Annotated in this window: 14 protein-coding genes and 1 riboswitch; of the genes, 5 read left to right on the top strand and 9 right to left on the bottom strand. The window is 70.6% G+C overall.

Annotation, left to right across the window (positions count from 1 at the left end; genetic code table 11):
- Nucleotides 1-26: 26 nt before the first annotated feature.
- Both ACLQ28_RS13890 and ACLQ28_RS13895 read right to left on the bottom strand, forming a co-directional pair.
- Nucleotides 27-701, bottom strand: a complete 675-nt coding sequence (locus ACLQ28_RS13890; RefSeq protein WP_425686658.1) for a hypothetical protein — start codon at nucleotides 699-701, stop codon at nucleotides 27-29.
- Between the two features lie 225 nt (nucleotides 702-926).
- Nucleotides 927-1,373: an acyl-CoA thioesterase gene (locus ACLQ28_RS13895; protein ID WP_425686832.1), complete on the bottom strand. Its 447-nt coding sequence runs from the start codon at nucleotides 1,371-1,373 to the stop codon at nucleotides 927-929.
- A gap of 193 nt (nucleotides 1,374-1,566) precedes the next feature.
- A riboswitch (cobalamin riboswitch) is annotated at nucleotides 1,567-1,780 on the bottom strand.
- A 148-nt stretch (nucleotides 1,781-1,928) separates the two neighbouring features.
- Here ACLQ28_RS13895 and ACLQ28_RS13900 point away from each other — a divergent pair.
- From ACLQ28_RS13900 to ACLQ28_RS13910, 3 genes are read left to right on the top strand one after another with little or no spacing between them, the layout of a single operon-like run.
- Nucleotides 1,929-2,519: a copper chaperone PCu(A)C gene (locus tag ACLQ28_RS13900; protein WP_425686659.1), complete on the top strand. Its 591-nt coding sequence runs from the start codon at nucleotides 1,929-1,931 to the stop codon at nucleotides 2,517-2,519.
- On the top strand, nucleotides 2,516-3,751 hold the full coding sequence (locus ACLQ28_RS13905) for a Dyp-type peroxidase (RefSeq protein ID WP_425686660.1): 1,236 nt from the start codon (nucleotides 2,516-2,518) through the stop codon (nucleotides 3,749-3,751). The genes ACLQ28_RS13900 and ACLQ28_RS13905 overlap by 4 nt, the downstream gene beginning before the upstream one ends.
- Nucleotides 3,748-4,284, top strand: coding sequence for a copper resistance CopC family protein (locus ACLQ28_RS13910; RefSeq protein WP_425686661.1), 537 nt, complete (start codon nucleotides 3,748-3,750; stop codon nucleotides 4,282-4,284). The genes ACLQ28_RS13905 and ACLQ28_RS13910 overlap by 4 nt, the downstream gene beginning before the upstream one ends.
- A gap of 84 nt (nucleotides 4,285-4,368) precedes the next feature.
- Here the strand turns inward: ACLQ28_RS13910 and ACLQ28_RS13915 are convergent, their stop codons facing one another.
- Nucleotides 4,369-5,379 (bottom strand): aldo/keto reductase, encoded by a 1,011-nt coding sequence (locus tag ACLQ28_RS13915; RefSeq protein ID WP_425686662.1) that lies wholly within the window; start codon nucleotides 5,377-5,379, stop codon nucleotides 4,369-4,371.
- A 116-nt stretch (nucleotides 5,380-5,495) separates the two neighbouring features.
- Here ACLQ28_RS13915 and ACLQ28_RS13920 point away from each other — a divergent pair, with 116 nt between their 5' ends.
- Nucleotides 5,496-6,104, top strand: coding sequence for a TetR/AcrR family transcriptional regulator (locus ACLQ28_RS13920; protein ID WP_425686663.1), 609 nt, complete (start codon nucleotides 5,496-5,498; stop codon nucleotides 6,102-6,104).
- A 70-nt stretch (nucleotides 6,105-6,174) separates the two neighbouring features.
- On the opposite strand, the gene ACLQ28_RS13925 is transcribed toward ACLQ28_RS13920, so the two are convergent.
- From ACLQ28_RS13925 to ACLQ28_RS13935, 3 genes are all read right to left on the bottom strand, one after another.
- Nucleotides 6,175-6,804 (bottom strand): VOC family protein, encoded by a 630-nt coding sequence (locus tag ACLQ28_RS13925; protein ID WP_425686664.1) that lies wholly within the window; start codon nucleotides 6,802-6,804, stop codon nucleotides 6,175-6,177.
- A gap of 64 nt (nucleotides 6,805-6,868) precedes the next feature.
- Nucleotides 6,869-8,059: an MFS transporter gene (locus tag ACLQ28_RS13930; protein ID WP_425686665.1), complete on the bottom strand. Its 1,191-nt coding sequence runs from the start codon at nucleotides 8,057-8,059 to the stop codon at nucleotides 6,869-6,871.
- A 129-nt stretch (nucleotides 8,060-8,188) separates the two neighbouring features.
- On the bottom strand, nucleotides 8,189-9,199 hold the full coding sequence (locus ACLQ28_RS13935) for a GlxA family transcriptional regulator (protein WP_425686666.1): 1,011 nt from the start codon (nucleotides 9,197-9,199) through the stop codon (nucleotides 8,189-8,191).
- Nucleotides 9,200-9,329: 130 nt separating this feature from the next.
- On the opposite strand from ACLQ28_RS13935, the gene ACLQ28_RS13940 reads away from it, so the two are divergent.
- Nucleotides 9,330-9,968 carry an HD domain-containing protein gene (locus ACLQ28_RS13940; RefSeq protein WP_425686667.1) on the top strand — a complete coding sequence of 213 codons (639 nt, stop codon included), beginning with the start codon at nucleotides 9,330-9,332 and terminating at the stop codon, nucleotides 9,966-9,968.
- Nucleotides 9,969-10,094: 126 nt separating this feature from the next.
- On the opposite strand, the gene ACLQ28_RS13945 is transcribed toward ACLQ28_RS13940, so the two are convergent.
- The 3 genes from ACLQ28_RS13945 to ACLQ28_RS13955 form a co-directional block, all read right to left on the bottom strand.
- A complete protein-coding gene (locus ACLQ28_RS13945; protein WP_425686833.1) occupies nucleotides 10,095-10,922 on the bottom strand; it encodes an SAM-dependent methyltransferase in 828 nt (275 codons plus the stop codon).
- A gap of 395 nt (nucleotides 10,923-11,317) precedes the next feature.
- Nucleotides 11,318-12,247: an NAD-dependent epimerase/dehydratase family protein gene (locus ACLQ28_RS13950; protein WP_425686668.1), complete on the bottom strand. Its 930-nt coding sequence runs from the start codon at nucleotides 12,245-12,247 to the stop codon at nucleotides 11,318-11,320.
- A 34-nt stretch (nucleotides 12,248-12,281) separates the two neighbouring features.
- Nucleotides 12,282-13,118, bottom strand: coding sequence for an IS5 family transposase (locus ACLQ28_RS13955; protein WP_425686669.1), 837 nt, complete (start codon nucleotides 13,116-13,118; stop codon nucleotides 12,282-12,284).
- Nucleotides 13,119-13,184 lie beyond the last annotated feature (66 nt).

Genomic DNA, 13,184 nt, shown 5'->3' on the forward strand with positions numbered 1-13,184 from the left:
AGAGGCGGAGAGGACGGCGGTCGCGGTCATGCCACGGCCCGCCGTCGCCGCAGCTGCCGCGACACCAGCACCGCCCCGATCGCGACCAGCAGCGCACCGCCACCGAGGGCGGCGATCTGCACGGCAGCACTACGGCCGGGGCTGATGCCGCCCGCAGCCGGCGCGCCGGCAAGGGTCCAGTCGTGGGAGTCCTCACCCGGGCCGTACACCGCGCGTTGTCCGTTGGGACCGGTGGCCATCGAACGGTACGCGGGATTGAGGTCGGTGAGCATCCGCACCACGACGGTGACCGTGTCGACCGGCCCTGGGCAGGTGTAGTCAACGGTCACGCCGGTCCTCGCCAGGGCTTTCGGCTCTGCGACAGCGCCCAGGCAGCGCCGCGCGCCGTCAGCCACCGTGATCTGCTTGAGCAGGTACGCGGAGAACTGCTCGGACGATGCGAGCACCGCCGGATCCGTCGTTCGGTAGTCGACCGCCCCGTCGAGCAGGACGCGGTCGGGTGGCAGCAGGCCGAGCGAGACTCCGAGCAGCGTCAGGTCGTCCGGCCCGCCGACGCGCCACCGCACCCGTACGACCTCCGGCCGCTGGTCGTCGCGCGCGACGGTCACGGTCTGCGGATCGCCGGACGGATGCGCCGCCGCCGGGGCCGGCAGGGCCAGGACAGCCGCGGTGACGGCGAACGTCGCCAGCGGGAGTGCCATCACCGTGCTTCGTCGACGACGTCTGGGCAGGGACAAGAAACGCTCCGGGATTGCGGCTACAGGATTCGCGCCCCACCTTGCCGAACGGTCGGAAACGGGCAGGCCCGGGCGGGTGTTCGCCATCGGGCCACGACGTGAACAGTTTGTTGATCAAGTGGGTGAGCCGCGTCGACGCTCCGGCGGGGAAGCCTTCCAGGCGGGGCGATCCTCGGGTCCGCGACGAACTCAGCTCTCCTCCGCGCCGTCGAGCAGCGCCCGACGCAGGGCCAGCCGGTGCTCCCGGCGGATCTCCGCCTCCCGGTATCGTCGCCGGTCCCCGTCCGTCTCGGGGAGCAGCGGCGGCACCGTACGAGGCTGGCCGTCGTCGTCGATGGCGACCATGACCAGGTGGGCGGTGGCCACGTCGGTGGGCGGCACCGCCCGGTCCCACCGGTCGGCGGTCACCTTGACGGCCACCTCCATCGAGCTGCGGCCCGCCCAGGTGATCCGGGCGTCGACGTGCACGACGTCACCGACCCGCACCGCGCGCAGGAACGCGGTCTCGTCGATGGCGGCGGTCACCGCCGGCCCATCGGAATGGCGAGCGGCGACAACACCGGCGACAGAGTCGATGAGGTTGAGGATCCGGCCACCGTGCACCGTACCCATCAGGTTGGTGTGGTGCTGGTCCATGATCTGCGACAGGGTCAGGTGCGACGCCGACGGCGCCCGGCCGGCGATCGTGGTGGTGTCGTGCACAGCGGTAGTCCGTCCCTCGGGAATTCACACCACCGGAACGCGAGCACACGCTGACGAGGACGCGCCCGCACCACACGCGGAACGTCACCCGCTCAGCCCACCCGCGAGGCCGACGGCAGCGCACACGGTTGTGTACGCGGCGCCGGCAGGTCTTCGGACTCGCGGGCCTGACCGGTCGTGCCGGTCCCCTACTGGCCGTCGCTTCCCGGGCCGCTGGCCCAGTGCTGATGACGGCGGTCGTTCCCACTCACCGCTGCGGGGCAGTCCCGGATTTCCACCGGGTTCCCTCTTACGACGCCCGGCCAGTCACGACCGGGCGAACCAGCGCCGCCCGGAGCATAGCCGGTCCGGGAAGGTGTCCCTCACCGGCAGCGATCCCCCAGCGTCGGCACCGGAACGGGTCGCCCCACGAGCCCTGTGCCCGCCGGAACTTTTCACCTGGTGTGACCGACCACCCGGACGCCATACCCGTCATCGAAGGGATCGTTCATGCCCAGCACCACCCTCGCCGGCCGGCACCTCCGTTCGGCCGCCGTGATCGCCACCGCGGTACTCCTGGCCGCCGGCGTCGCGGCCTGTGGGTCGTCCGAAGACTCGCCGTCGGCTGCCCCGAGCCCGTCGGCGGTGGCGTCGGCAGGCGCGACCACAGGGGTGGTCGGCATCCGTGACCCGTGGGTGAAGGCCGCCGACAAGGGCATGACGGCAGCGTTCGGCACCCTGGTCAACGACGCGGACACCGATGTCACCATCACCGGCGCATCCACCGAGGTCTCGCCGATGGAGCTGCACGAGATGGCCATGAAGGACGGAAAAATGGTCATGCAGGCCAAGCCGGGCGGCATCGTGATCAAGGCGAAGAGCACCCATGTCCTTGAGCCCGGCGGCGACCACCTGATGCTGATGGAGGTGAAGCAGCCGGTGCGGGCCGGCGACGAGCTGACCTTCACGCTCACGTTCACCGACGGCAGGACCCAGACGTTCTCCGCGGTGGCCAAGCCGTTCACCGGTGCCCAGGAAAGCTACGCGCCCGGCCACGGGGCGAGCCCGATGCCGGGGATGAGCATGAGCCCCGCCTCATGACCTCGCAACCCACGTTCCGTCCGGTGAGCAGGCGTGGCCTGTTCACCGGCGGGGCGCTCGCCGCTGGAGGTGCCCTCGCCGGTGTGGCCGGCGTCGCCACGATCGGGACCGAACGGTCCGGGGACAGCGGGCCGACCGAGGCTGCGCTGGTCAGCGCTGTCGGCACCATGGTCGAGCCGTTTCACGGGCCCCGACAGAGCGGCGTCGCCACCGAACCGCAGGCGCACGCGTCGTTCGTGGCGCTCACCCTGCGGGCCGACACCGGCCGGGCCGAGGTGGGTCGGATGCTGCGGCTGCTGACCGATGACGCGGCCCGGCTCACCCAGGGCCGGCCAGCGCTGGCCGACACCGAAGCCGAGCTCGGGCTGCTGCCCGCACGGCTGACCGTGACCTTCGGCTTCGGCCCTGGCCTCTACCATGCAGCAGGCGTCGACGACCGGCGGCCGACATCGGTCACCGACCTGCCTCCGTTCCGCATCGACCGGCTCCAACCGGCCTGGTCGGGTGGTGACCTCCTGCTGCAGATCTGCGCGGACGACGCGATCACCGTGGCGCACGCCCAACGAGTTCTACTCAAGGACAGCCGGCCCTTCGCCACCGTCCGGTGGGTGCAGCAAGGCTTTCGCCGCAGCCCCGGCGTCGAGCCGGGCGGGCACACCCAACGCAACCTGTTCGGCCAACTCGACGGCACCGCCAACCCGCGAGCCGGGACACCGTTGGACACCGCCGTCTGGGTGTCCGACGGGCCAGCCTGGCTGCGCGACAGCACGACCCTGGTGGTACGACGGATCAGCATGAACCTGGAGACCTGGGATCTGCTCGGTCGCACCGATCGCGAAGTCGCCGTCGGCCGTCGCCTCGACACCGGCGCCCCGCTCACCGGCACCGCCGAACACGACGAACCCGACTTCGCCGCCACCGACACCGACGGCCTCACCGTCATCCCCGACTTTTCCCACCTGACCCGCGCCCACGTCACCGACGACCGGCAGAAGATCCTGCGCCGGCCCTACAACTACGACGGCGTGCCGACAGCGGAGGGCCACGCCGACAGCGGCCTGATCTTCACCTCCTACCAGGCGGACATCGCCCGGCAGTTCCTGCCGATCCAACGCCGGCTGGCCGACCGGGATCTGCTCAACGAATGGACCACCCCGATCGGGTCCGCCGCCTTCGCCATCCCTCCCGGCTGTCAGCCAGACGGTTGGATCGGCGAGCAGGTGATCGGATGACCCACACCGTACGGCTCGGCGTCGCGGCGTTCACCGCCCTGCTGGCACTGCTCGTCCCCGCTGGCCCGGCGTGGGCGCACAACACACTCCGGTCCTCGTCGCCGGCCCGGGACGCGACCCTGGCCAGCGCGCCGACCGAGGTCTCACTCGTTTTCAGGCAGCAGCTCGACCCCGCGTTCGCCACGGTCGTGCTCACCGACACCGCCAAGCGCAGGATTCCCACGGGCGACCCGGTGGTCGTCGGTGCGAAGAGCACGATCACGGTGACCGGCACACTGCCGAACGGGACGTACACCGTCGGGTACCGGGTGGTGTCCCTCGACGGGCATCCGCTTCAGGGGTCGTACCCGTTCTCGGTGGCCGACCCCACGGCGAGCGCCGCGCCGACCAGCGACGCCGGCAGATCTCCGGCCGCTGCCAGGGAAGCGCGCCGGGGCCCGGGCCCCGGCGTCCTCGTGGCCGGTGCCGTGGTGGCTGTCCTCACCGTGCTGGCCGCCGGGCTGTTGCTACGGCGGCGATTGGCCCGCCGTTGACCGGGCGCGCGGTGACCGGCCTCGCTGCGGGCGCCACGAAGCCGGTACAAGACCACAATCGGCTGATGATCGAGGCCAGTCGGGTCACTTCTCGCTGTCGAGGGTGGCCATCATCGCGGTCGCGTACCGCTGGCCGGAGGCGGCACCGGCTGGCACGGCCCGCTCGATCTCGTCCAGCGCATCCCGGTCCAGCACCAGGTCGACCGCGGCCAGCGACTCGGTCAGCCGATCCCGCCGCCGCGCGCCGACCAGCGGCACGATCTGCTCGCCCTGCGCCGCCACCCAGGCGATCGCCACCTGGCTCGTGGTCGCCCCCAACCGCTGCGCGACCCGGCCGAGCGCGTCCACGAGGCGCAGGTTCGCGGTCAGGTGCTCCCCCTGGAAGCGCGGGCTGTTCGCCCGGAAGTCCCCGCCGGTCAGCGCGCGATCCGCCGACCAGTGCCCGCTGAGCAGACCCCGCGACAGCACCCCGTAGGCGGTCAAACCGATGCCCAGCTCCCGCAACGCCGGCAGAATCGTGGCCTCGGGGCCACGAGACAGGAGCGAGTACTCGATCTGGACGTCGCTGATCGGTGCCACCGCCGCCGCCCGACGGATGGTGTCCGCGCTCACCTCGGAGAGCCCGATGTGCCGGATGTAGCCGGCCTGCTGCATCTCGCGCAGTGCGCCTACGGTCTCCTCCACCGGCACCTGCGGGTTGAGCCGGGAGGGCCGGTAGATGTCGATGTAGTCGGTGCCAAGCCGGCGCAGCGAGTACGCCAGCCGGTCCTTCACTGCCGCCGCCGACACGTCGTACGGTGCCGCCTGGAACCCGCCGTCCGGCGTCCGGCGCGCACCGAACTTCACGCTGACCACCACCTCCTCCCGACGACGCTCCCGCAGCACCCGACCGATCAGCATCTCGTTGTGACCCGAGCCGTAGAAGTCCCCGGTGTCGATCAAATTCACCCCGGCGTCGATGGCCGCGTGCAGCGTCGCGACGCTCTCGGCCTCGTCCGCCGGCCCGTACAGGTCCGACATGCCCATCGCGCCGAGACCGATGATCGACACCTCTGGCCCGGAGGCACCCAACCGTCGCCGTCGTAGACCCGTCATGTCTCGTCTCCTTCGGTCGTCGCCGCCCCAGTGGATCGCAGTGATGGGACAGTCATGTGTACGCTGTGTCCATATAACCAGGATGAAGACAGCCTGTCCATATAACCGGAGGACCAGTGGCCCACCTCACGCCCGATGCCACCACCTCACCCCGCCGGGGTCGGGGCCGCCGGCCTGCCGACCAGGTACGGGCCGAGATCCTCACGGCCGCCGGCAACCTCCTGCTGGCAGACGGCATGGCCGGCTTCACCATCGAGAAGGTCGCGGCCCAGGCCGGGGCCAGCCGAATGACGATCTACAAGTGGTGGCCCTCCAAGGGAGCCCTCGCCCTGGACGGTTACTTCACCGTCGTCGCACCCACACTTGCCTTCGCCGACACCGGCGACATCATCGCCGACCTCACCAGCCAACTGGTCGCCTTCGTCCACCTCGTGCGGGACACCTCGGCCGGACGAGTCATCAGCCAACTCATCGGGCAGGCACAGACCGACCCGGAGCTCGCCGCCGCCTACCGGGAGCGCTACTCCGGCCCCCGCCGCGCCCTCGCCGTCGAAACCATCACCAGAGCCATGGCCCGTGGGCAGCTACGCGCCGACATCGACCCCGAATCCGTCGTCGACCAGCTCTGGGGCGCCTGCTACCACCGGCTTCTCATCGCCGACCTGCCGCTGACCGAGGACTTCGCCCGCACGCTGGTCGACAACCTCATCCGCGGGCTGCGCTGAACACCGGGTGGATCAATCCGCATGCCAGTGGGGTCGGTCCCCTGCCAAGCAACGCGTTCAACCGTCGGGCTCACTCGGGAGGCTTGGCGCCCGCCTGCTCGCTCACCATGTACGCGGCGTACCACTCGGGCCAGTCGTCGTCCCGCTCGCCGGTGCGCTTCTCGTGCTCGCCGTGGGCGGCGGCCGCGCGCTTGAGTGCGCTCGTCAGGTCACTCACGGAGCCGAAGGACGTCAGCCCGCCCTCGATGCGCCCGGGGAGCCTGCTGGTGATCTCCTGCATCAGCCAGGTGTTGCCGTCCGGGTCGCGCAGCGTGGCCCGCGAGACGTAGCTGCGCCGCTCGGGGTCCAGCCCGTCGACCGGGCCGTCCGGGCCGACGTGGAAGATGTCGCCGACCTCGACGCCGGCCGACACCAGGGCGTCGTGGGTCGCCTCGAGATCGGACACGATCAGGTACGCCATGGCCGATCCGGGCGCCGCCGAGGTGAGCCCTGGACCGAACTGCACGGAGCACCCGGAGCCATGCGGCGTGAGCTGGACGATGCCGGGCGGTGTCTGGTCGAGCCGCCAGCCGAGGCGTACGTAGAACGCCTTCGCGCGGTCGACATCCGACACCGGAATGACGATCACCTCGAGCTTCACGTCGATGCTCTCGATGCTCGACACGCCACTCGCGTCGCCCTGGGCACTCCTCGGGCTCATCGCAGCCTCTCTCTCGATCACCACGCTACTGCTTGCGTTTCTGCCGAGTGCCGCCTTCCGGGCATCAGCCGGGCGACGCCCTGGTGGCCCTGCGCACCCCGAACAGGGCCACGACGGCCAGGAGGATGACGGCGACGGAGTACTCGTCGGCGGTCCGGGGCAGGCCGCCTGCGTAGACCACGAGGAAGCCGGCGATCACCGTGGGGAGGCCGAAGCCGACATAGCAGACGACATAGAGCAGGGAGAGCACGCTGGAGCGTTCGTGCGCCTCGACCAGGGGCATGATCGTCTTGAGGCTGCCCTGGAAGCCGGCCCCGAAGCCGACGCCCCCGAGCGCGACGCCGAGGAACACGCCCGGGATGGTCTCGGCCATGACCGACACCAACGTGACGGCCATGCCCAGGATGAGCGCGACGATCCCGGTCAGGATCACGGTCCGCGCAGCGGTGTTGCGCAGCAACAGAACGACGATCGACCCGAAGAGGGCGAAGACGAAGAGGACCAGGCCACCGACCACGATCGACGTGTTCATGAGGGAGCGCACGAGCGCCGGGCCGAGCGCGCCGAAGAAGCCGGCCAGCGCCCAGACCGCGAACAGCACCGGAACGACGACCAGGACCGGCTCGCGCACGGCGCGCGGCAGGGTGATGTCCGGCCGCAGGCTGCGTCGTGCTCCCGCCATCGGCGTGACCGTCTCCGGCATCAGCGCGATCCCGACGGCCTGGACCAGGAGGATCACGAGGAGGACGACGTACACCAGACGGGTCGGCGCCGGCAGGAAGTCGATGAGCAGCGCCGAGAGCAGGGCACCGCTCCCGGTTCCGATACCGGGTGCGATCGAGTTCGCGAGCGTGCCACGGGCACGGTCGATGTCGAGCATGCCGGCGCCGATCGCGCCGGTGGCGGCACCGGCAGCGAGCCCCTGAAGCAGGCGGGCGGCCAACAGCGCGGGTACGCCGTTGGCGAAGACGAAAACGACAAGCGAGAGCATCTGCACCGCAATCGCGACGGCCAGGACCGGTCGCCGACCAACATGGTCGGACAACTTGCCGAACGTGAGCAGCGAGCCCAGCACCGCGAGTGCGTAGACGGCGAACACCACGGTGGTCGTGACCGGCGAGAAGTGCCAGCGCTCCTGGTAGATCCCGTAGAGCGGGGTCGGGGCCGCCGACGCGGCCAGGAACGACACGAGGATCGACGCCAGCAGCACCAGGGAGACCCTCGGTGAGAGTCGGGCCCGTCCCGCGACAGGCATGTCGGTGCTCCTCGCGCTTGAGACGGTCGACCCGGGGCTCCGCTGGCCGCAGGGCTGCGGACGCGTACCCGGTGTGCGCCGTCGCATGCAGGACACGCCGTCTCAGCTCCCGGTGTAGCCGCGGACGGCTCAGCGGTCCGGGGCGTCCGCATCGTCGAGCACCGTCGAGTCGTGCCTCGTCGTACGAAACCGCTGCTGGTACGCGCGGGGCGACACCCCCACCCGGGCAAGGAACACCCGGCGCAGCGTCTCCGGGCTGCCAATGCCGACCTGTTGGGCACAAGCGGTGACCGACTGACCCGCGTGCAACAGACGGATGGCCGCGTCCACCCGCACGCTCTCCACGTACTTTCCGGGGCTGCTGCCCAGTTCCTGCCGGAACATCCGAGAGAGGTGACGCGGGCTGACATGCGCCCGGGCGGCGAGGGCGTTCACCGAGTGGTCGTCGGCCGGGTCGGCTGCCACCGCGTCGGTCACCTGCCGCAGCACGGGAGTGCGGGGCCGAGGCAGGACCAGTGACGGCGAGAACTGCGACTGGCCACCGGGCCGCTGGAGGAACACCACGAGCGATTGCGCGACCGACCGGGCAGTCTCCGCACCGTGGTCGCGCTCCACGAGGGCCAGCGCGAGATCGATTCCCGCGGACACGCCGGCGGATGTGAAGATCGTCCCGTCCTCCACGAAGATCGCATCCGGCTCGACGGTGACCTGCGGAAACGCGGCGGCGAGCAACCGGGCGTGCTGCCAGTGCGTCGTCGCGCGCCGACCGTCCAGCAGGCCGGTGGCAGCCAGGACGAAGGCACCGGTGCAGACCGAGGCGGTACGAACGGCACGGCGCGACAGCGTTGCCGCGGCGGCCTTGAGTTCGGGACTGATCGGGCTCACCGGCAGGACGTCGCCGCCGACCACGAGGGCGGTCCCGACGTCGGTCGCCGAGTCGACGGCGCCATCCACGGGCACGCGCATCCCCGTGGAGGCACGGACGGCGGCACCATCGCTGGAACGCACCTCCAACTCGTACCGCGCGCCGAACTTGGCGGCCTCCGCGAAGACCTCGAACGGCCCGGCGAGGTCCAGCAGCTTCATCCCGTCGAAGACGAGGGCCGTGACCCGATGCGCCTCTGCCGCCCGGCTTCCCACAGCGTCCGCTCCCTCCGTGCTGTCCTGATCTGAGGGAAGCATGGCAGAAAGGACAGGGCGTTCGGCGGCCCGGACGAGTGACGCTGGACGCATCGGAGCCCGGCCGGGCTCCCGGACCGACAGGACACCCATGAGCCAGACGATCGCCGGCATCGAGATTCCCGACTCACGACTCGCCACCGACGCCACCGAACTGGTTCGCCAGGCCACCGACGACCTGCTGTTCCATCACTCCCGGCGGGTCTTCGTCTTCGGCTCGCTCCAGGGTCGGCGGCTCGGTCTGAAGGCCGATCCCGAGCTGCTCTACGTGGGGGCGATGTTCCACGACCTCGGGCTGACCGAACGCTACCGCCGCGACGATCAGCGCTTCGAGCTCGACGGCGCCGACGAGGCACGCCGCTTCCTCCGATCGAACGGCATCGGCGAACACGGGGCGCGGCTCGTGTGGGAAGCGATCGCCCTGCACACCACGCCCGAGGTGCCGTACCGCCTGGAGCCCGAGGTCGCCCTCGTCACCGCGGGTGTCGAGACGGACGTGCTCGGGATCGGCTACCGCGAGTTGTCGCCCGCCGACATCGCGGCGGTCACCGCGGCGCACCCGCGGCCAAACTTCAAGCGAGCCATCGTCGACGCGTTCGCGGAGGGTTTCCGGCACCGGCCGGACACCACCTTCGGCACAGTCAACGGCGACGTTCTGGAGCACCGGGTGCCCGGCTACCGCCACATCGACTTCGTTCGGATCATCGAGGATTCCGCCTGGCCCGAGTGAGCCCCTACAACTCCGGGGCGGGCCGGCGGGCACCAGGACGCAGGAGAGGCCGCGTCGCGCGGCGGCGGCAGCGGTGAGCCGGGCGTGGTTGCTCTGCGGCGCCCCGGCGACGGTTCGGCGCGAGTCTCAGCGCTTGCGGCCCACCCCGCCGAAGGCGTCGATGTCCGCAGGTGTGTCGACCGCGTCGTCGGGTCGCCACTGCGGGCACGGCACGACGCCGGGCTCGACCAGCTCCAGGCCGTCAAAGAACCCGGCGATCTCATCGGGCGAGCGGAGCGTGTACGGGGTGGCCCCGCTGTCGTTGTAGTCGTCCTGCGCCTGCTGCATCTCGGCGCTGATCAGGCTCGTGCCGTCGTTGAGTGAGAGGTAACTGCCGCTCGGCAGCGACGCCAGCAACTGCCGCGCGATCGCACGGGCCGTTTCGTAGTCGGGCACGTGGCCCATGACGCCACTGAGGATGAGGCCGACCGGCTGCTGGAAGTCGAGTGTCCTGCTGGCCTCGGCGATGACCGCGGCAGGATCGTGCAGGTCACCGTCGATGTAGGCGGTCCTGCCTTCGGCCGTGCCGACCAGCAGCGCGCGGGCATGGGCCAGCACCAGCGGGTCACTGTCGACGTAGACGATCCGCGCATCCGGGGCGATCCGCTGCGCCACCTCATGGGTGTTGTTGGCCGTCGGCAGCCCAGTGCCGACGTCGAGGAACTGGCGGACGCCTGCTGCACCGGCGAGGAACTCGATCGAGCGGACCAGGAACTGCCGGGAGGCACGGGCAACGTCGACGACACCGGGGAAGACCTGCCGGTACTGATCGCCGGCCGCGCGGTCGACCGCGAAGTTGTCCTTGCCGCCGAGCCAGTAGTTCCAGATTCGCGCCGAATGCGGCACCGACGTGTCGATCTTCTGCTCCGCGTCGACCTCATCAGCCTCGGATCGGTCGGTCGCCTGCGAATCCATGGTCACGACAAGCCCCTCTTCCGATCGCGTACGCGATGTCGTCGCGCGGACAGCCCCGTCGAGGAAGTAGCCGCCCGCGACCGTGCCACGGTATAGAAGGCAAAGAATCCGCGCCACCCCGGCGCGGAGCCGGGTGACGACTCAACCGCCTGCCCGTCACCGCCGACCAGCGCCGGGGCACCGCCTGCCCGTCACCGCCGAAGGACAACTCGGCGCCGATTCCGCCGACCTCGAACAGCCGGGGCAGCAGCACGTACACGAACGGGTCGGCCCGCAGTCGGTCGAGCAGGGGTGTCTGCTGCTGCCCCGGGTGTCCAGGTCCACCACCTCGTCTGCCGGCCAGGCCAGCGACGCCGACCGTAGTCCGAGCGGGGTTCCGAGCGCCGCCACCAGGGCTAGTCCCGGGGTGTCGTCGCGCGCCACGCGTGTTCCCGTGTCGTGGGTACGTCGGGCAGGCCGCCATTGCGGCGGAACCATGCCAGGGTGGCGGCTAGGCCGGTGGCCAGGTCCACGTCCGGGACGAGGCCTAGCGCGGCGAGTCGGCTGACGTCGAGCGTCAGCTCCGCCTGGCGGAACGGGAAGTACTCCCGCGCCGGTACGGCCGGGTCCGTGACCGGCACGGTCCAGGCGGTGGGTAGGCCGAAGACGTCCGCGAGCACCGCGAGGTATTCCTGGAACGTGTACCCGCGCTGTTCGGCGACGTTGTACGTGCCCGCCGGCAGTCGACCCTCGACCGCCGCCACGACCGTGTCGGCCAGCGTCCGCGAGGCGCAGAACTGGATCCGGGTACGGCCGTCGCCCGGCACGAAGATCGGCTGGTCGGCCGCCATCCTGGCCCAGAGGAACTGTTCGCGCTGTTCGGTGTTGTGCGGGCCGTAGACGTAGGGCGGGCGCAGCACGGTGAGGGACCGCGCGGGTAGCGCCTCGCGCAGGAGCCGCTCGCAGATCGCCTTGGCCTCGCCGTACCCGCCCCAGATCGCGTCGCCCTCCGCCCGGTCGTCCTCCCGAAACGGCGGAGCCGCCGGCTCTCGGCTGTACACCGCCGCCGAGCTGATGAACACGTACCGGGGAATCTCCTTGACTCGCGGCAGGCGCCGCACGTGCCCGGGCTCCGTACCGGAGACGTCGACGACAGCGTCGTACGCCGCCGTCCACGCGTCCGACATCTGACGGGCGTCGTCGCGGTCGGCGACGAGCTGCGTGATCCGGCCGTCCCAGAGCGGCTGCGTGCCACGGTTCAGCACGGTCACGTCGTGGTTGTCGAGGAGGGCGTCGACGATCGCCCGACCAACGAACCTGGTGCCACCGAGTACCAGTAGCTTCATGAGTCCCCTTCTTAGAGCGCGTTTCACATTGCTGTCAGTCGGGTGTGTTGAAGGTGAGGCGTTGTTGGCGGGTGGCGGGTTCGCCTCGGGTGAGGCAGCGGAGCATGCCGCCGAGGGCTGCCCATCGGATCATGGCCTCTGACGTAGCGCGGTGGGTTTCGTAGTCGCGGGCCAGGCGGCGGTGGGCGGTGATCCAGGCCAGGGTCCGCTCCACGACCCAGCGGCGGGGGTGTACGACGAAGCCTTTCTGGTCGGCGGGTTTGCGGACGATCTCAACGGTGGTGCGTAGCAGGTCGCGGGCCCAGTCGACGAGGCGACCGGCGAAGCCGGAGTCGGCGAAGACATGCCGGATGGGGGTCGCCGCGTAGGTGGCGAGCAAGGCGCCTTTGGCGCCGTCGCGGTCCTGCCAGGACGCGGCGAGGACCCAGACGGTGACCAGCAAGCCGAGGGTGTCGGTGACGATGAACCGCTTCCTACCGTTGATCTTCTTGCCGGCGTCGTAACCGCGGGTAGCGCGGGGCACAGTGTCGGCGCCTTTGACGCTCTGCGAGTCGATGATCCCCGCCGTCGGCTCCGGGGCACGGCCGTGAGCCACCCGGATCTGCTCACGTAGCTCGGTCAGGATCCGCTCGGTCACGCCCCGCCTGTTCAGGCGCGTGAAGTGCGCGTACACGGTCTGCCACGGCGGGAAGTCGACCGGCAGGTACCGCCACGCGCAGCCGGTGCGCACCACGTACAAGATGGCGTCGATGACGGCCCGACGGGCGTGCTTTTCTGGTCTGCCCATCCACTGCGGAGACGGCAGCATCGGCTCGATGATCTCCCACTCGGCGTCGGTCAGGTCAGAGGGGTACCGCCGCACTCGATCCATACCTGTCTACCGACCGAGTCACGCCCATCGATCGGACCCGCTGTGCGACACACCCGACCAACCCGA

The sequence above is a fragment of the Micromonospora sp. DT201 genome (assembly GCF_049841575.1).
Classification (GTDB): Bacteria; Actinomycetota; Actinomycetes; order Mycobacteriales; family Micromonosporaceae; genus Micromonospora.